Below are 18382 nucleotides of genomic sequence, written 5' to 3' on the forward strand. Positions count from 1 at the left end.
GTCAAAAACGTGGAAGGTCGGGGAAAGGCAGCGCGCCGCCGTGCACGTGCAGCTTGCCGAACTCGGCGCAGCGGTGCGGGGTCGGGATCGCCTTGTCGGGGTTGAGCAGCATGGGCGCATCGAAGGCGCGCTTGACGGCGAAGAAGGCATCCAGCTCCTTGCGGCCGAACTGCACGCACATCGAATTGATCTTCTCCATGCCCACGCCATGCTCGCCGGTGATGGTGCCGCCCACTTCCACGCACAGCGCCAGGATGGCGGCGCCGAAGGCTTCGGCCCGCGCGAATTCGCCCGGCTGGTTGGCATCGAACAGGATCAGGGGATGCATGTTGCCGTCGCCGGCGTGGAACACGTTGGAGCAGCGCAGGCCGAAGGTCTCTTCCATCTGCGCGATGCCCTGCAGCACGCGCGCCAGCTGCTTGCGCGGGATGGTGCCGTCCATGCAGTAGTAGTCGGGCGAGATGCGTCCTGCCGCCGGGAAGGCGTTCTTGCGTCCCGACCAGAAGCGCATGCGCTCCGCCTCGCTTTGCGACACCGCGATCGCGGTCGCGCCGGCGCCCTCGAACACCGTCTTCATGCGTTCGATTTCCTCGGCCACTTCGAGCGCGGTGCCGTCGGCCTCGCACAGCAGGATGGCGGCGGCGTCCAGGTCGTAGCCGGCGTGCACGAAAGGCTCGACCATGCGCACCGAGGTGCGGTCCATCATCTCGAGGCCGGCCGGGATGATGCCGGCCGCGATGATGCTGGCCACCGCGTTGCCGGCGGTAACGACGTCGGCGAAGGAAGCCATCACGACCTGGGCCACCGCCGGTTTCGGCACCAGCTTCACGGTGACTTCCGTGACGATGCCGAGCATGCCCTCGGAGCCGATGAACACGGCCAGCAGGTCGAGGCCGGGCGCGTCGAGCGCCTCGCTGCCCAGTTCGATGATCTCGCCGTCGATCGTGGCCACGCGCACGCGCAGCACGTTGTGCACGGTCAGGCCATACTTCAGGCAGTGCACGCCGCCGGAATTCTCGGCCACGTTGCCGCCGATGGTGCAGGCGATCTGCGAGGAAGGATCGGGCGCGTAGTACAGGCCGTGGGGCGCGGCCGCTTCCGAGATCGCCAGGTTGCGCACGCCCGGCTGGACCACGGCGGTGCGGGCATGGGGGTCGAGCTTCACGATGCGGTTCAGGCGCGCGGTGGAGAGCACGACGCCGTCCGCGATCGGCAGCGCGCCGCCCGAGAGACCCGTGCCGGCCCCGCGCGGCACGATCGGCACCTTCAGTTCGCGGCAGGTGTCGAGGATCGCCAGCACCTGCTCCTCGCTGGTGGGCAGGGTGACGATCAGCGGCAGCTGGCGGTAGGCGGCCAGGCCGTCGCATTCGTAGGGACGGGTGTCTTCGGGATCGGACAGGACGCAGCCGTCGGGCAGGCGCGCGCGCAGGCTTGCCGCGACCTGGGCGCGCCGTTCGGCCAGGGAGGATGGGGTGGCGGTCATCCGTCAATTGTAGGCACAATTACCGGGTTTTGTCGTATCCTCGCTCCATCGTTTTTTTCACCTATTGCATAAGGCAGCATCATGGGTAACCGACTCTCGAAAATCTCGACCCGCACCGGCGACGACGGCAGCACCGGCCTGGGCGACGGCAGCCGCACCGGCAAGGACAGCCCGCGCATCCACGCCCTGGGCGAAGTGGACGAACTGAATTCCTTCGTCGGCCTGCTGCTGTGCGAAGACATGCCGCCCGCGCTGCGCGAAGCGCTGGTCACGATCCAGCACGACCTGTTCGACCTGGGCGGCGAGCTGTGCATCCCTGGCTACGAGCTGGTCAAGGACGAGCACGTGGCACGCCTCGACGGCCTGGTCGAACACTACAATGAGGAGCTGCCGGTGCTGCAGGAATTCATCCTGCCGGCCGGCTCGCGCGCGGCCGCCCTGGCCCACGTGTGCCGCACCGTGTGCCGGCGCGCCGAGCGCAGCATCGTGGCGCTGTCGCACGCCGAACAGATCCGCCCGCATCCGCGCCAGTACGTGAACCGCCTGTCGGACCTGATGTTCATCCTGGCGCGCGTGCTGAACCGTTTCGCCGGCGGCAGCGACGTGCTGTGGCAGCACGAACGCAAGCGCGGGTAGGCCCATGGAAGACTTCATCGGCATCTACGACCACGCACTGGACGCGGAACAATGCGATGCGATCCGCGCCCGCTTCGACGCCAGTCCCAAGGTGGCGCGCGGGCGCACCGGCAACGGGGTCGATGTCGAGAAGAAGGACAGTTTCGACCTGACCATCAATGGACAGCCGGAGTGGGACGACATCGGCGCCCTGCTCACGCAAACGATGGCGCGCCACCTGGCGCAGTACATGGACAAGTACCGCATGCTGCTTATCGGCGCGCTGTCGCCGCAGGTGGCGCACCTGCAGACCGGGGAGCCGGTAACGCTATCGCTGGCGAACTTCGACGCGTTCGGCACGCCGAACGTCGTCGAGCTGATGCAGTCGATCTACCGGGTCGGCCAGATCAACCTGCAGAAGTACCTGCAGGGGACGGGCGGCTACCACCACTGGCATTCCGAGATCTATCCGCAGAACGCCAGCTGCGAGACCCTGCACCGGGTGCTGCTGTGGCAGTTCTACCTGAACGACGTGGAGGATGGCGGGGAGACCGAGTTCCTGTACCAGGAGCGGAAGGTGGAGGCGCGCAAGGGCCGGCTGGTGATCGCGCCGGCGGGCTTCACGCATACCCACAAGGGGCATGTGGCGCGCAGCAGCGACAAGTACATCGCCACTTCGTGGATCCTGTTCCAGCGGGCGGAAGCGTTGTTTGGATCGTAGGGTGGGCAGGTTTCCTGCCCACGCGGTGATAGCTTGCGGCTGACGTACCGCACAGGCTGTTCTTGCCTGGTTTGAACGCGTGGGCGGGAGACCCGCCCACCCTACGAATTGCTACGTGTTGTTGACGACCAGGCGCGGTTCGCCGACAGCAAACCGCTGACGAATCGACGCAGCAATGCCCTTGGCATCCAGCCCAACGGAAGCCAGCAGCGCCGCCGGATCACCCTGGTCGATGAACTTGTCCGGCAAGCCCAGGTTCAGCACCGGCCTGGCGATTCCCGCCGCCGCCAGTGCTTCCATCACGGCCGCGCCGGCGCCGCCCATCACGCAGCCCTCTTCCACCGTCACCAGGTAGTCATGGTCTTTCGCCAGGCGCTTGACCAGTTCCACGTCGAGCGGCTTCACGAAGCGCATGTTGGCGACCGTGGCGTCCAGCTCGTCGCCGGCGGCGACGCTCGGCGCCACCATCGAGCCGAAGGCCAGGATCGCGATGCCCTTGCCTTCGCGCCGCACTTCGCCCTTGCCGATCTCGATCGAGGTCAGCTCCGGCACGATGCCTGCGCCGACGCCCGCGCCGCGCGGATAGCGCACCGCGGCCGGGCCGGGATAGTGGTAGGCCGTGGTCAGCATCTGGCGGCACTCGTTCTCGCTTGACGCGGCCATGACCACCATGTTCGGAATGCAGCGCAGGTAGGCCAGGTCGTAGTTGCCGGCGTGGGTGGCGCCGTCGGCGCCCACCAGGCCCGCGCGGTCGAGCGCGAAGGTCACGTCCAGGTTCTGCAGGGCCACGTCGTGGATCAGCTGGTCGTAGCCGCGCTGCAGGAAGGTCGAGTAGATCGCCACGACAGGCTTGAGGCCCTCGGTGGCGATGCCGGCACCGAAGGTCACCGCGTGCTGCTCGGCGATGCCGACGTCGAAGTAGCGCTCCGGATACTCCTGGTGGAAGCGCACCATGCCCGAGCCCTCGCGCATGGCCGGCGTGATGCCGACCAGGCGCTTGTCCACTGCCGCCATGTCGCACAGCCAGTTGCCGAACACTTCGGTGTAGGTGATCTTGCTCGGCGCCGTGGCAGGCTTGATGCCCTCGTTCGGGTTGAACTTGCCGGTGCCGTGGTACAGGATCGGCTCGGCCTCGGCCAGCTTGTAGCCCTGCCCTTTTTTCGTGACCACGTGCAGGAATTGCGGGCCCTTGAGCTTCTTGATGTTCTCCAGCGTCGGGATCAGCGAATCGAGGTCGTGGCCGTCGATCGGACCGATGTAGTTGAAGCCGAATTCCTCGAACATGGTGGCCGGGACCACCATGCCCTTCGCGTGTTCCTCGAGCTTGCGCGCCAGGTCGAGCACGGGGCCGGGCAGCACGGTCTTGCCGACCGACTTGGCGGCGGCGTAGAACTGGCCGCTCATCAGGCGCGCCAGGTAGCGGTTCAGCGCGCCCACAGGCGGCGAGATCGACATGTCGTTGTCGTTCAGGACCACCAGCAGGTTGCAGTCTTCTTCCACGCCCGCGTTGTTCAGGGCCTCGAAGGCCATGCCGGCGGTCATCGAGCCGTCGCCGATCACGGCGATCGCATGGCGCTCCTCGCCCTTCAGCCTGGCCGCCTGGGCCATGCCGAGCGCCGCCGAGATCGAGGTCGAGGAGTGCGCGGTGCCGAAGGTGTCGTACACGCTCTCGTCGCGCTTGGGGAAGCCGGACAGGCCGTTCAGCTGGCGCAGCGTCGGCATGCGCCCGCGGCGGCCGGTGAGGATCTTGTGCGAATAGGTCTGGTGGCCCACGTCCCACACGATGCGGTCGTGCGGGGTATTGAACACGTAGTGCAGCGCGATGGTCAGCTCCACCGTGCCCAGGTTCGAGGACAGGTGGCCGCCCGTCTTGGACACCGAGTCGAGCAGGAACTGGCGCAGCTCGGTGGCGAGCGGGGTCAGTTGCGTGCGCGGGAGCTTGCGCAGGTCCGCGGGGTCGTTGATGTTCTCTAGCAGGTTCATTTATGCCTTCCGCTGCACGATCAGGTCCGCGAGTTCGCGCAGCCGCTGTGCTTGTTCTCCGAATGGCGCCAGCGCCTGGTGCGCTTCACGCCGCAATTGCTCGGCCAGTTCCTTCGATTGGTCCAGCCCGAGGATCGACACATAGGTCGGCTTGTTGTCGGCCGCGTCCTTGCCCGCGGTCTTGCCCAGCGTGGCCGAATCGGCGGTCGCATCGAGCACGTCGTCGACCACCTGGAAAGCCAGGCCGATCGCCTTCGCATAGGCGTTCAGTGCTTCCAGTTCCGGCGGCGCCAGGTCCTTGCCGCAAAGCGCGCCCAGGATCACCGACACGCGCAGCATGGCGCCGGTCTTGAGCTGGTGCATGCGCTCCAGTTCCTCGCGCTGCAGCGCCAGGCCCACGCTGTCCAGGTCGATCGCCTGGCCGCCGCACATGCCGCCCGACCCGGCCGCTTCGGCCAGCAGGCGCAGCATAGCGACTTGCCGCGCCGGCGGCAGGCTGTCGATGCCGGCAAGGGCCGCGAAGGCCTGGGCCTGCAGCGCGTCGCCGACCAGCAGCGCGGTCGCCTCGTCATAGGCCACGTGCACGGTCGGCTTGCCGCGGCGCAGGTCGTCGTCGTCCATGCAGGGCATGTCGTCGTGCACCAGCGAATACACGTGGATCATCTCGACCGCGCTCGCCACGCGCGCCAGCGCGCCGGCCTCGGCGCCGAACAGCGCGCCGCTGGCATGGGCCAGCAGCGGACGGACGCGCTTGCCCCCGCCCAGCGCCGTATAGCGCATCGCTTCGTGCAGCCGGTGCGGTACCGCGCTTGCGGGAGGCAGCAGGGTCTCGAGCGCGGTCTCGACGCCCGCCTGGACCTCCTGCATCCAGGCCTGGAAATCCTGGTCCGTCATTGATCGCCCTCGCCTTCGGCTGAGAAGGGCTTGAGCATGTCGCCTTCGAGCACCTTGACCTGGGACTCGACTTTTTCGAGCTGGGCCGCGCAGTACTTCACCAGTTCGGAGCCGCGCGCATAGGCGGCGACCGAGGCTTCCAGCGGCATCTGGCCGGACTCCATCTGCGACACGAGCTGGGCCAGCTCGGCCATCGCGCCTTCGAAGGATTCGGGCGCGAGCGCTCCGTTCGTATTGTTTGACATAGCGAGTGATATGGGCGGCGCAAGGGTGCGCCATGGGTCAGTCCAATCGCGTATTTTAGATCAATCCTTCCCCACAAGGGGCGCACAATGCACCCGTCACAACTTGCCCCATAGAAACATCCTCGTGCAACGGCGCCTTTCCCCCATGAAAACCGTGATTATTCAACAACTTGTTTGCACGGTTTGCCTGCTGCCCCGCGACGGGCCACGCCCCTGAGCCGTGTTTCCACGGTATAATCTCCGGTTCTGTCCGAAATACCGTATTCCTCATCCTAAGATACTGGTCTTTGGATTCTTTCTCTTCTTTGGTAGTACTTGATTAAAGGGGGGTTGGGATGTCCGATCTGGCTACCCACGCCAAGCTGGCGGCCTCGTGCGCGCAGCTTCCGGTAAACGTCTACTTTGACGATGCGCTGTTGCAGCGCGAACAGCAAGCGCTGTTCCTGAAGGGCCCGCGCTATGTGGGCCATGAACTGATGGTGCCTGAGGTAGGCGATTTCGCGACACTCCCGTCCGAAAACGAAGGCCGCATGCTGGTGCGCAACGCAGGCGGCATCGAGGTGCTCTCCAACGTCTGCCGTCACCGCCAGGCGCTGATGTTCAATGGGCGCGGCAATGCGAACACCATCGTGTGTCCGCTGCACCGCTGGACCTACGACCTGAAAGGCCAGCTGATCGGCGCGCCGCATTTCGCCGAGACGCCCTGCCTGAATCTGTCGAAGACGCCGCTGCAGAACTGGAACGGCCTGCTGTTCGAGCAGAACGGCTACGACGTGATGGACAAGCTGAAGCACATGGAGGTGACAAAAGACCTCGATTTCAGCGGCTACATGTTCGACCACGTCGAGATCCACGAGTGCGACTACAACTGGAAGACCTTCATCGAGGTCTACCTGGAGGATTACCACGTCGAGCCTTTCCACCCGGGCCTGGGCAACTTCGTCTCCTGCGACGACCTGAAGTGGGAATTCGGCCGCGACTACAGCGTGCAGACCGTGGGTGTGCACCGCGGGCTGCAGAAGGCGGGCTCGCCGGCGTACAAGAAATGGCAGGAGCAGGTCCTGAAGTTCAACAATGGCCAGCCGCCGAAGTTCGGCGCCATCTGGCTCACCCTGTATCCGAACATCATGGTCGAGTGGTACCCGAACGTGCTGGTGGTGTCGACGCTGTGGCCGGTCGGTCCGCAGAAGACCCGCAACGTGGTCGAGTTCTACTATCCGGAAGAATTCGTGCTGTTCGAGCGCGGGTTCGTGGAAGCCGAGCGCGCCGCCTACATGGAAACCGCGGTCGAGGACGACGAGATCGCGCTGCGCATGGACGCCGGCCGCAAGATCCTGCTGGCGCGCGGCGTCAACGAAGTCGGCCCCTACCAGTCGCCGATGGAAGACGGGATGCAGCATTTCCACGAGTGGTACCGCAGCAAGCTCGCACTCTAAGGCCGACGCCCCGCTGATGCCTTCCCTCTGGATGCTGTTCGCCAGCTTCGCGTTCGCCGCCATGAGCGCGGGCGTGAAGCTGGCTTCCGGGTTCTATTCCACCTCCGAACTGCTGATGTACCGCGGCCTGATCGGCACCCTGGTGCTGGCGGCCGCGGTGCGCCACCAGGGCGCCAGCCTGCGCACGTCCTTCCCCAAAGCCCACCTGTGGCGCAGCGCGGTCGGCGTGACTTCGCTATGGCTGTGGTTCTTCGCCATCACGCGCCTGCCGCTGGCCACCGCCGTCACCCTCAACTACATGGCGCCGATCTGGATCGCGGCCTGGATGTTCGCCACCGGCTGGTGGCGCGGCACCAAGCTGCCCGATTGGCCGCTGGTGCTGGCGATCGGCATGAGCTTCCTTGGCGTGACCCTGGTGCTGCAGCCGGCGGTCGAGAGCAATCAATGGCTTGGCGGCCTGGCGGGCCTGTGCTCGTCGGTGATCTCGGCCATGGCCTATATGCAGGTGCGCAGGCTGGGCCAGCTGGGCGAGCCGGAATACCGCGTGGTGTTCTACTTCTCTCTCACCACCACGCTGGCGGGCCTGGCCGGCACCCTGGCGGGCGACGGGCCGCGCGACGCCGTGTTCAGCGGCCATACGCCATACAGCGCCGCCCTGCTGCTGGCGGTCGGCATCGCCGCCCTGCTGGCCCAGATCGCCATGACGCGCGCCTACCGTGTCGGCAAGGTGCTGGTGGTGGCCAACCTGCAGTACACCGGCATCGTGTTCTCCAGCCTGTGGGGCCTGGCGCTGTGGGGCGATGCCTTCGACTGGCATGTCTGGCTGGGCATCGGGGTGATCCTCGCCTCCGGCGTGGCCGCGACGTTCTACAATACGCGCAGCACGGCACGGGGCGCCGTGGTCAAGGACACCGATCCCATCGCCAGCGAAACCTGAGGAAGAACCGAATGAGCATCTACGCCACACTGATTTCCGCCCACGACCTGGCCGCCCACAAGGGTGCGCCGGACTGGGTGCTGGTCGATTGCCGCCACGACCTGATGGACCTGGCCGCCGGCCGCGCCGCCTATGCCGCCGGCCACCTGCCGGGCGCGGTGTTCGGCGACATCGAAACCGCGCTGTCGGGCGCCAAGTACGGCCCGGACGGCGCCTTCCGCGGCCGCCATCCGCTGCCGGAAAAGGAAGCCCTGCTCGAAACCCTGCGCGGCTGGGGCGTCAACGACGGCTCGCAGGTGGTTGCCTACGACGCCCACGGTGGCATGTATGCGGCGCGCCTGTGGTGGCTGCTGCGCTGGCTCGGCCACGAAGCGGTGGCGGTGCTGGACGGCGGCATGGCGGCCTGGCAGGCGCTCGGCCAGCCGCTCACGGCCGAGGTGCCGGCCCCGGTGCGCGGCGCCATCACGCTGCGCGCACCCTTCGTGCCGACCGTGACGGTTGGCGAGGTGCTGGACAACGTAGACAAGGGCGAACGCATCGTGATCGATGCGCGGGCGAGTGACCGCTTCCGCGGCGAGAACGAGAGCATCGATCCGGTGGGCGGCCACATCCCGGGCGCGAAGAACCGCTTCTTCAAGGACAACCTGCAGGCGGACGGGCGCTTCAAGGATGCGGCCACGCTGCGCGGCGAATTCTCCGCGCTGGTGGCCGACCCGGCCCGGGCCATCATGCAGTGCGGCTCGGGCGTGACCGCCTGCCACAACCTGCTGGCGCTGGAAGTGGCGGGCCTGCCGGGCGCCGCGCTGTATCCGGGCTCGTGGAGCGAATGGGTGGGCGATGGCAAACAGGCCACCGGCCGGCCGGTCGCCACCGGTGCCGACTGAGGATGGCGACGATGGAAAGGAATACGCGCCAGCGCAAGGCGATCCACACCTGCCTGGAACAGGCCGGGCGCCCGCTCGCGCCACAGGAAATCCTGGACCAGGCCCAGGCCCTGGTGCCGGGGATGGGCATGGCGACCGTGTACCGCAACATCAAGTCAATGCTGGAAGCGGGCGAGATCACCACGGTCTCGCTGCCGGGCGGCGGCGACCGCTACGAGATCGCCGGCCACGGGCACCATCACCACTTTCATTGCCGCGCCTGCGACAAGGTGTTCGAGGTGCATGCCTGTCCGGGCGACATGCAGAAACTCACGCCGGATGGCTTCGTGCTGGAGTCGCACGAGCTGACCTTGTACGGACTGTGCGGGGCTTGCCGCCCGATGTGATGATCGCTGGCGGCTGCGCTAACGTACCGTCAGTACCGCGCTTTGTGGGGTCGTAGGGTGGGCGGATTTCCGCCCACGCGGTGATCGCTGGCGGCTGCGTTATCGCGCCGGATGACCGTGCCGCAAACGATCACCGCGTGGGCGGGACGACCCGCCCACCCTACGCCTTGCGGCAATCCTTGCAGTAGCGGTGATTGCGCAGGTGCGCCGCCAGCAGCAGCAGGCTGCTCAGTACCGCCGCCACCGTCTCCGCCTCGTCCCCGAAGCGCGGGCCGACCACGAATACCGCCAGCAGGAAGGCGCCCAGGCCCGCCAGCCCGACCAGCAGGGCCATGGGATCGCGGTGTTTCAGGTAACCGGGCACCAGCGCCAGCAGCACCGGCGCCGTGACGCCCAGCAGCAGCGCATCGTGCAGCGCATGGTGCTCCCCGCCCAGCCCCAGCAGCGGAAAGGCGGCGATCAGCAGCGGCGTCGCCAGGCAGTGCACCAGGCACAGCGCCGAGGCGGCCATGCCGGCATAGTCGGCGAAGCGGATCAGGTTCTTCATCAAAAGACGAAGCGCAGGCCGGCGGTGAGGTTGCGGCCCGGGAGCGGCGCGGCTTCCTTCACGAAGGAAGCATGGCTGTAGGCCAGTTCGTTGGTGAGGTTGTTGATGCGGGCGTAGAGCTGGGCCGGCACGCCGAACACGCGGATGGTGGTGTGGGTGCCGAGGTTGAGCATCGTGTGGCCACCGGTACGGCCCTCGAAGGCGGCCACCCGGTCCTGGCTGCCGGTGTGCACCAGCTCCGCCATGCCGTGCCAGGCCTGCCAGTCGGCATTCAGGCGCACGCCGACGCGGTAGGGCGGGATGCGCGGGATGTTGCGGCTGCCTTCGCCGCCGCCCGCGAAGCGCGCACGCACCAGGTCGCCGAACAGCGTGGCCTCCACCACGTCCGAGAACTTGTGGCGCAATTCTCCCTCCAGGCCGGTGAACACGGCATCGCGCTGCGCGTACTCGACCAGCTGGAAGCCTTCGTGCTCGTCCAGCGTATGCGCATAGATGTAGTTGGCCACGCGGTTACGGAAGGCGCTCAGCGAAAAGCTGGTGTCGCCCTCGAACTTGCGCAGGGTGAAGTCGATGTTGGTCGAGGTTTCCTTGCCCAGGTCCTGGTTGCCGATCTCGTAGGTGGCGGTGGCCAGGTGCATGCCGTCCGCGTACAGTTCCTCGGCAGTCGGCAGGCGGTGGCTGCGTGCCAGGCCCGCGCGCAGCGAGTACTGCGGCCGGAATTTCCATACCGCGCCCAGCGCCACCGAGGTGCCGCGCGCTTTCGTGTCGCGCTGGTCCTTGCTGTCCACCGCGATGTCCTGCCACTCGTGGCGGGCACCGGCCTCGAAGCGCCAGTTCTCCAGCTTGTATTCCTCGGTGAGGAAGGCCGCGTGCTTCCGGGTGACGGTCGGCGGTACGTAGGCTTCGTTGCCCACGGTGCGGAAGTCGCGCCGGGTGGTCTGCAGGCCGGCGACGCCGCGCCAGCCCGCCAGCGGCAGGTGTTCGAGCTCGAACCGGCCCTCGTGGGCGCGGTTCAGGAAGCTGGTGGACACCGCGCCGTCTTCCAGCTCGTCGTGACGGTAGTCGGTGAGCGAGGCGCGCATGCGCAGCCGGGCGAAGCCGGGCAGCGGATTGCGGTATTCGCCGCGCAGGTCCCAGCGGTCGCTGTCGAGCTTCACGGTCGGCACGTCCTGCGCGCCATGTTCGTCTTCGTGCCCGTGCTCATCCTCGGAACCATGGTCGCCGCCCTCTTCTTCGTGGGCGCCGCAGTCCAGGTGGCCGTCGTGCGGATGGCAGCCCTCGAATTCATGGCGGTGGCCGGGAACGCCGTATGCGCTGCGCTCCTTGGTGTAGGCCGCGCCCAGGTAGCCGCGTTCGCCCACCCAGGACAGGCCGACGGTGCCGCTCTCGCCTTCCTTGAAACTGCCGGGGACGCGCTTGCCGCCGTCCCAGCCGCTGCCGACGCGGTATTCGCCGGCGTCGCGCTTGACCCCTTCGGCGTGCACGGCGATGCCGCCTGCGCCGCCGGTCACCTCAAAGGCACCGGTCTTCTCGCGCGCCACGGAACTGGCGCGCAGTTCGGCGCTGCCTTCAGGCCGGGACGGGACGGTGGTCGGGATCTTGCGGTCCAGGATGTTGACCACGCCGCCGACCGCGCCGCCGCCATAGGCCAGCGCCGACGGGCCGCGCAGCACTTCGATGCGCTCGGCCAGGACCGGCTCGAAACCGACCGCATGGTCCGGGCTGATGGTGGAGGCGTCCTGCACTTCGGCACCGTCCGACAGGATCTTCACGCGCGGGCCGTCCATGCCGCGGATCACCGGGCGGCTGGCGCCGGCGCCGAAGTGGCTGGAACTGATGCCGGGCTGGTTGGCCAGGGTCTCGCCCAGGGTCGACTCGCGCGTGCGCACCAGTTCACCGCCGCCGAGCGAGGTGGCCGGGGTGATCATGTCGTCGCTCACCACGCCGAGCGCGCTGGCGGACACCACCACGGTGGGGACGGTATCCGGATCGGTCTGGAGGCGGCTGTTGCTGCTCTGGGCAAGGGCGGGGGCGCTGAAGGCGAACAGGATGGCCAGCGCGAGCGGGGTACGGTTCAGGGTCGACATTGGCAAGCTTGGAGTGGATTCGGTCCATAATGATAATCCACTCTCATTAATAGGGCAAGGACGACAGCCGTGCGCCGCCCTGCCCCGCGGCGGGCGCGCAACTTCCGGAGCAGGTAGAAGGATGCGGCCGGGCCGCTCAGTAGGCGTGGTTGAGAGCGAACACGATCGCCACGCCGAGCGCGATCAGGGCCACTTGCGGCACCGATTCGCGCACGGTGGCGCGGCGCTGCATCTGCGGCATCAGGTCGCTCACCGCGATGTAGATGAAGCCCGAAGAGGCGAATACCAGCACGTAGGGAATCAGGCCACTGGCCTGGTCCAGCGTGAAGTAGCCGAGCAGGCCGCCCAGCACCGCCATCAGGCTGCACAGGAGGTTGAAGACATAAGCGCGCAGGCGCGAGAAACCGGCGTTGAGCAGCACGATGAAGTCGCCGATCTCCTGCGGGATCTCGTGCGCGACGATGGCCAGCGCGGTAACGATGCCCAGCTCCGGGTTGGCGAGGAAGGCGGCGGCGATCAGGATGCCGTCGGTGAAGTTGTGCATCGCGTCGCCGAGCAGGATCATCCAGCCCGACTTGCCGGCCTGGTGGGCGTCGTGGCCGTGCGCATGGTGGTGGCCGTCGCCCTCGTGGTGATGCGAATGACGCAGGATGGCCAGCTTTTCCAGCACGAAGAAGGCCAGCAGGCCGCCCAGCAGCGTGGCGAACAGGCTGCGCGGGTCGGCCCCCGACTCGAAGGCTTCCGGCAGCGCGTGCAATAGCGAGGTGGCCAGCATGATGCCCACCGACAGGCTGACCATCCTCTCCACCACTTTCGACAGCAGCGCGAACGAGAACACGGCAGCGCCGCTGATGCTGACGACGCCGGCGACCAGGGTCGCCAGCAGGATGGAAGAGAGAATGGGGTCGATTTGAAAGCCTCTTGTACTGGTGCTGGTGCGTCGAGGCCCCGCCGGCGGGCCGCAAACCGGGCATTGTACCGCTCCCGGCCCGCGGCCGTGCGGTGTCAGGCCACGCCGTGCTGCGAGAACCAGTTCAGCGCCTTGCTCCAGCCGTCCTTCGCATCTTCAAGGTTGTAGCTGGGGCGGTAGTCGGCGTGGAAGGCGTGGCCCGAGTTCGGATACACGTGGATTCGCGAGCGGCTGTTGCCGGCGTCGAGCGCCTTGCGCATGCGCTCCACCGACTCCAGCGGGATGCCGGTGTCCTTGGCGCCGTACAGGCCGAGCACCGGCACCTTCAGGTTCTGGGCGACGTCGATCGGATGGCGCGGCTGCAGCGGATTGGTCTCGCCCACCAGGCGGCCATACCAGGCCACGCCGGCCTTGACGTCCGGATTGTGCGCAGCGTACAGCCAGGTAATGCGCCCGCCCCAGCAGAAACCGGTAATGCCCAGCTTGGCGGTATTCCCGCCGCGCTGCCTGGTCCACTTGACGATCGTGTCGAGGTCGTTCATGACCTGGGCGTCCGGCACCTTGGCGATGATGTTCTTCATCAGCTCCGGCATCGGGGTCCTGGTGGCGTCGCCCTGGCGCACGAACAGGTCCGGCGCCACGGCCAGGTAGCCGGCCTTGGCGAAGCGGCGCACCACGTCCTTGATGTGCTCGTGCACGCCGAAGATCTCGGAGATCACCAGCACCACCGGCAGGTTGCTGCGGTCCTTGGGCTGGGCGCGGTAGACCGGCACGTCCTGGCCGTTGACCACGACGATGTGGTCGGCGGCGTCCAGGCCGTCGGTACCCGTCTGGACCTGGGTCTGCGCCACCACCGGCAGCGCGGCGACGGCGAAGCCGCCTCCGGCGGCGGCCTTGAGGAAGACGCGGCGGTCGACACCCTCGCCGAACGAACTGGCGGACAGCAGGCTTTGGGCATCGCGAATGAGATCTTTCATGTGCACCCCTCCGGTTGTGTTGGACAGGCTTGCAATCTTAGCAAAGTCCGGAGGGGCGCACGCTTCGCGGATGAGCGATCAGCGGGTAAGCAGCAAATTGACGTTCGACTGGTTGGCGGTCGTGATGTCGACATTCTCGACCGACTTCGTCACGTAGCCCGCGGCCGCCGCCTCCACGCGGTACTTGCCGGCCGGCGCGGCGGTGCTGGCGCTGAAGGACAGCGGCAGCGTGCTGGTATAGGTCGCGAACTGCGGCGCCGTCACCGGGAGGTTGGCGATCGTGTAGGCGCCGGTAGCCAGGTCCGCCCCCTGGTACCTGATCGTGACGGTCGGACCCGCCGCGAAGCTCTGCTTGGCCGAGACGTAGGCGGCATCGGATCCAGCCGGGTTCATGGTGACGGTGCCACCGATCGCGCCATTGGTGCCCGGCGCGAGCAGGATCGGTGCCGCCGTGGTGCTCAGGACCGTGGTGGTGCTGGTCGACGCCACCGGCACGCCCGCCACGACGCTGGCCGCACTGTCGTTGGCAGTGATGACAACGTCGTAGCTGCCCGGGGCAAGACGCGACAGGAAGAACTCGCCGGTGGTGGCATTCGGCGTGGTGGCGCTGACGACCTGGCCGTTCTGCTGCGCCGACACCTGCACGCTGCGGCCCAGCAGCGCGGTGCTGACATAGCCGGAGATGCCGTTCAGGGTCACCGGCAACACCTTCACGACGGGCTTCAGCACATAACTGCCCTTGCCACGGGTAAGCACCGACTTGCAGGCGTCGAAGTCGAGCACGACATCGGTCTTCTGGCCAGCACTGACCTCGAAGTTGCCGACCAGCTTGATGCCGCTCGCGACCGCGCTCGGGGTCTCGAGCGGCTGTTCGGTCTTGCCAACGGTTGGCACGACGGTGTTGCCGTTGGCGTCCAGGACCAGGCGCAGCTGGGTATAACGGCCGGCTTCCAGCGATGTCTGGCCAAGCCCTTCAAGCACGCCATTGGTCAGGTTCAACAGGTTGATCTTCTTCGCCGGATTCAGGGTGATGTCGGTCCAGCCGGCGTCAAGATCCGACGCGCCTTCACTGCGATGCACGCGCAGCTTGCTGACGGTAACGTTGACGGCGTCGAAGCCGCAGGCAGGCGCATCGGTCAGCGATACGGCCAGGGTGCCCATGGTACTGACCGGAGTAGCCGGGGCATCACTGCCGCCACCGCCGCCACAGGCGGAAAGGGCGATGGCGCTCAGGGCGGTGGCGCCCATCAGGGCGAAGCGGGGTGAAGTCTGGAACATGTGATGGATACCTTTCGTGGTTCTGCCAACAGCAGCAGTCGCCAGGATCCTAGCATTCCAAAAATCAACTTTTGTGTGGGTTAGCGCACGTTGAAACAGTTGCTTACAGTCTTTACAGATGTGCAGGATTTGGTGGCCGTCACGCGACTGCGCGCAGCAGTATCGCGTACGGCTCGCCGGCCTTAATGTGCCTGCTCCCAGTTCGGCCCCACGCCCGTCTCGGCCACCAGCGGCACCTTCAGCGTCGCCACGCCCGCCATCAGTTCGGGCAGCTTCGTGCGCACCAGGTCCAGTTCCGCTTCCGGCACCTCGAGCACCAGTTCGTCGTGCACCTGCATGATCATGCGCGTGCCCAGCTGCTCGCGCTCGATCCAGCCCTGCACCGCGATCATGGCCAGCTTGATCAGGTCCGCCGCCGTGCCCTGCATCGGCGCGTTGATCGCCGCCCGTTCGGCGCCGGCGCGGCGCGGGCCGTTGCCGGAGTTGATCTCGGGGAGCCACAGGCGCCGCCCGAACACGGTCTCCACGTAGCCGCGCGCCTTGGCCTGCAACCTGGTCTCGTCCATGTACTGCTTGACGCCGGCGAAGCGGGCGAAGTAGCGGTCGATGTAGCTGGCCGCCGCGCCGCGCTCGATGCCCAGGTTCTGGGCCAGGCCGAAGGCGCTCATGCCGTAGATCAGGCCGAAGTTGATCACCTTCGCGTAGCGCCGCTGCTCGCTCTGCACTTCATCGGGCGCAATGCCGAAGATCTCGGCGGCGGTGGCGCGGTGGATGTCCTCGCCGTCCGCGAAGGCCTTCAGCATGGCCGGGTCGCCCGAGATGTGCGCCATGATGCGCAGCTCGATCTGCGAGTAGTCGGCCGAGACGATGCTGCTGCCCGGCGGCGCGATGAAGGCTTCGCGGATGCGCCGCCCTTCGCCGGTGCGCACCGGGATGTTCTGCAGGTTCGGCTCGTTCGAGGACAGGCGCCCCGTGATCGCCACCGCCTGCGCGTAATTGGTGTGCACGCGGCCAGTGGCCGGGTTGACCATCTTCGGCAGCTTGTCGGTATAGGTCGACTTCAGCTTCGACATGCCGCGGTACTCGAGCAGGATCTTCGGCAGCGGATAGTCCTCGGCCAGCTTCTGCAGTACTTCCTCGTCGGTCGACGGCGCACCGGTGGCGGTCTTCTTGATCACCGGCAGGCCCAGCTTGCCGAAGAAGATCTCGCCGATCTGCTTGGGCGAACCAAGGTTGAAGGGGCCGCCCGCCAGTTCATAGGCCTGCTGCTCCAGCTCCAGCATGCGCGCGCCCAGCTCGCCCGACTGCACGCCCAGCAGCTCGGCATCGATCAGGACCCCGTTGCGCTCGATCTTCTGCAGCACCTCCATGGTCGGCATCTCGATCTCGCGGTAGATGCGGCTCAATCCCGCGTCGCTTTCGACGTGCGGCAGCATGGTCTGGTGCAGGCGCAGGGTGATGTCCGAATCCTCGCCGGCGTATTCGGTGGCGCGGTTCAGTTCGACCTGGTCGAAGCAGATCATGTTGGCGCCCTTGCCGCACACGTCGACGAACGGGATCGTGGTGTAGCCGAGGTGGCGCATCGCCATGGTGTCCATGTCGTGCGGCTTGTGCGACTCGAACACGTAGGACTGCAGCAGGGTGTCGTGCACGATCCCCTTCAGCCTGACGCCGTGGTTCTCGAAGATGTGCATGTCGTACTTCAGGTTCTGGCCCAGCTTCGGTTTGTTCGGGTCCTCCAGCCAGGAACGCATGCGCGCCAGCACATGCTCGCGATTGAGCTGGTCGGGCGCGCCGGCATAGCGGTGCGCCACCGGGATGTAGGCGCCCTTGCCCGCTTCCACCGACAGCGAGATGCCGACCATCTGTGCCGTCATCGGGTCGAGCGAGGTGGTCTCGGTATCGACCGAGGTCAGCGGCGCCGCGTCGATCAGCGCCAGCCATTTGTCGAGTTGTTCATCGGTGAGCACGGTCTCGTATTCGCCCTTGATGATGGCCATGCCCGGCAGCGTGCCCGCGCCGCTGGAGGCGCCTTCCGGCGAATTGAGCGGCGCGCCGCCCGGCCCCGTGCCGCGCGCCGGAGCGACTGCGCCATCGGCGCGGCCGCCGCCGCCCAGTTCGCGCAGCATGGTCTTGAAGCCGTAGCGCTGGAAGAAGTCGCGCAGGGCTTCGGCGTCTTCCGGACGACCGACCAGGGTTTCCTCGAACGAGACCACGTGGTTCACCAGGTCGCAGTCGGTTTTCACGGTGATCAGTTCGCGGCCCCTGGGCAGCCACTCGAGCGCCGCGCGCAGGTTCTCGCCGACCGCGCCGCCGATGGCATGTGCGTTCTCGATCACGCCGTCGAGCGAGCCGTGCAGGGTCAGCCACTTCACGGCCGTCTTCGGGCCGCACTTGCTCACGCCCGGCACGTTGTCGACGGTGTCGCCGATCAGGGTCAGGTAGTCGATGATGCGGTTCGGCGCCACGCCGAACTTGGCGAGTACGCCGGCCTCGTCGAGCTTCTCGTTGCTCATGGTATTGACCAGCATGACCTTGTCGTTGACCAGCTGGGCCAGGTCCTTGTCGCCGGTCGAGATGATGGTCTTCATGCCGCGCGCGGCGGCCCGCACGGCCAGGGTGCCGATCACGTCGTCGGCTTCGACGCCGTCGACCATCAGGATCGGCCAGCCCATGTGGCGCACCACTTCGTGGATCGGTTCGATCTGCTTGCCCAGGTCTTCCGGCATCGAGGCGCGGGTGGCCTTGTATTCCGGATAGAGGTCGTCGCGGAAGGTCTTGCCCTTGGCGTCGAACACGCAGGCGATGTAGGCCGCCGGGTAGTCGGCGCGCAGGCGGCGCAGCATGTTGACCATGCCGTGCATGGCGCCGGTCGGGAACCCCTCCGGGCTGCGCAGGTCGGGCAGCGCGTGGTAGGCGCGGTAGAGGTAGCTGGAACCGTCGACGAGCAGCAGTGTATTTTCCATGGGACGACATAGTAAAAGATGGGCGTCCGGCAT

The 18382-nt window shown here is 66.9% G+C and carries 16 protein-coding genes; 6 read left to right on the forward strand and 10 right to left on the reverse strand.

Going from position 1 to position 18382, the window contains the following annotated elements:
- Position 1: 1 nt before the first annotated feature.
- Entirely contained in the window at positions 2-1483 is a 1482-nt protein-coding gene (locus LCI23_RS09370) for an FAD-linked oxidase C-terminal domain-containing protein (RefSeq protein ID WP_224946192.1), read from the reverse strand.
- An 81-nt stretch (positions 1484-1564) separates the two neighbouring features.
- Between LCI23_RS09370 and LCI23_RS09375 the strand changes: the two genes are divergently transcribed.
- Both LCI23_RS09375 and LCI23_RS09380 read left to right on the forward strand, forming a co-directional pair.
- On the forward strand, positions 1565-2119 hold the full coding sequence (locus LCI23_RS09375; RefSeq protein ID WP_224946193.1) for a cob(I)yrinic acid a,c-diamide adenosyltransferase: 555 nt from the start codon (positions 1565-1567) through the stop codon (positions 2117-2119).
- A 4-nt stretch (positions 2120-2123) separates the two neighbouring features.
- Entirely contained in the window at positions 2124-2819 is a 696-nt protein-coding gene (locus LCI23_RS09380) for a 2OG-Fe(II) oxygenase (protein ID WP_224946194.1), read from the forward strand.
- Between the two features lie 111 nt (positions 2820-2930).
- Here LCI23_RS09380 and dxs read toward each other — a convergent pair whose 3' ends face one another.
- From dxs to LCI23_RS09395, 3 genes are read right to left on the reverse strand one after another with little or no spacing between them, the layout of a single operon-like run.
- Positions 2931-4802 (reverse strand): 1-deoxy-D-xylulose-5-phosphate synthase, encoded by a 1872-nt coding sequence (gene dxs / locus LCI23_RS09385; RefSeq protein ID WP_224946195.1) that lies wholly within the window; start codon positions 4800-4802, stop codon positions 2931-2933.
- Positions 4803-5696 carry a polyprenyl synthetase family protein gene (locus LCI23_RS09390; RefSeq protein ID WP_224946196.1) on the reverse strand — a complete coding sequence of 298 codons (894 nt, stop codon included), beginning with the start codon at positions 5694-5696 and terminating at the stop codon, positions 4803-4805.
- On the reverse strand, positions 5693-5941 hold the full coding sequence (locus tag LCI23_RS09395) for an exodeoxyribonuclease VII small subunit (protein WP_224946197.1): 249 nt from the start codon (positions 5939-5941) through the stop codon (positions 5693-5695). Before LCI23_RS09395 ends, LCI23_RS09390 begins: the two co-directional genes overlap by 4 nt.
- A 335-nt stretch (positions 5942-6276) precedes the next feature.
- Here LCI23_RS09395 and LCI23_RS09400 point away from each other — a divergent pair, with 335 nt between their 5' ends.
- Genes LCI23_RS09400 through LCI23_RS09415 form a run of 4 tightly spaced genes read left to right on the forward strand, consistent with a single transcriptional unit; the run spans position 6277 to position 9584 of the window.
- Positions 6277-7377, forward strand: a complete 1101-nt coding sequence (locus tag LCI23_RS09400) for an aromatic ring-hydroxylating dioxygenase subunit alpha (RefSeq protein WP_224946198.1) — start codon at positions 6277-6279, stop codon at positions 7375-7377.
- Positions 7378-7393: 16 nt separating this feature from the next.
- Positions 7394-8314: a DMT family transporter gene (locus LCI23_RS09405; protein ID WP_224946199.1), complete on the forward strand. Its 921-nt coding sequence runs from the start codon at positions 7394-7396 to the stop codon at positions 8312-8314.
- A 17-nt stretch (positions 8315-8331) separates the two neighbouring features.
- On the forward strand, positions 8332-9198 hold the full coding sequence (locus tag LCI23_RS09410) for a sulfurtransferase (protein ID WP_224946322.1): 867 nt from the start codon (positions 8332-8334) through the stop codon (positions 9196-9198).
- Between the two features lie 11 nt (positions 9199-9209).
- Positions 9210-9584, forward strand: coding sequence for a Fur family transcriptional regulator (locus LCI23_RS09415; RefSeq protein WP_224946200.1), 375 nt, complete (start codon positions 9210-9212; stop codon positions 9582-9584).
- 160 nt (positions 9585-9744) lie between these two features.
- On the opposite strand, the gene LCI23_RS09420 is transcribed toward LCI23_RS09415, so the two are convergent.
- From LCI23_RS09420 to polA, 6 genes are all read right to left on the reverse strand, one after another.
- The gene (locus tag LCI23_RS09420; protein ID WP_224946201.1) at positions 9745-10131 is read right to left on the reverse strand and encodes a MerC domain-containing protein; all 387 of its coding nucleotides are present in this window, start codon (positions 10129-10131) and stop codon (positions 9745-9747) included.
- Positions 10131-12218: a TonB-dependent receptor gene (locus LCI23_RS09425; RefSeq protein WP_224946202.1), complete on the reverse strand. Its 2088-nt coding sequence runs from the start codon at positions 12216-12218 to the stop codon at positions 10131-10133. Before LCI23_RS09425 ends, LCI23_RS09420 begins: the two co-directional genes overlap by 1 nt.
- A gap of 136 nt (positions 12219-12354) precedes the next feature.
- A complete protein-coding gene (locus LCI23_RS09430; RefSeq protein ID WP_224946203.1) occupies positions 12355-13056 on the reverse strand; it encodes a ZIP family metal transporter in 702 nt (233 codons plus the stop codon).
- Positions 13057-13223: 167 nt separating this feature from the next.
- Positions 13224-14105 carry a dienelactone hydrolase family protein gene (locus LCI23_RS09435; RefSeq protein WP_224946204.1) on the reverse strand — a complete coding sequence of 294 codons (882 nt, stop codon included), beginning with the start codon at positions 14103-14105 and terminating at the stop codon, positions 13224-13226.
- A 78-nt stretch (positions 14106-14183) separates the two neighbouring features.
- Positions 14184-15383: a DUF4382 domain-containing protein gene (locus LCI23_RS09440; RefSeq protein ID WP_224946205.1), complete on the reverse strand. Its 1200-nt coding sequence runs from the start codon at positions 15381-15383 to the stop codon at positions 14184-14186.
- Positions 15384-15565: 182 nt separating this feature from the next.
- Positions 15566-18349: a DNA polymerase I gene (gene polA / locus LCI23_RS09445; protein ID WP_224946206.1), complete on the reverse strand. Its 2784-nt coding sequence runs from the start codon at positions 18347-18349 to the stop codon at positions 15566-15568.
- Positions 18350-18382 lie beyond the last annotated feature (33 nt).

This window comes from Massilia sp. MS-15, assembly GCF_020176695.1.
Classification (GTDB): domain Bacteria; phylum Pseudomonadota; class Gammaproteobacteria; order Burkholderiales; family Burkholderiaceae_D; genus Telluria; species Telluria hydrophila.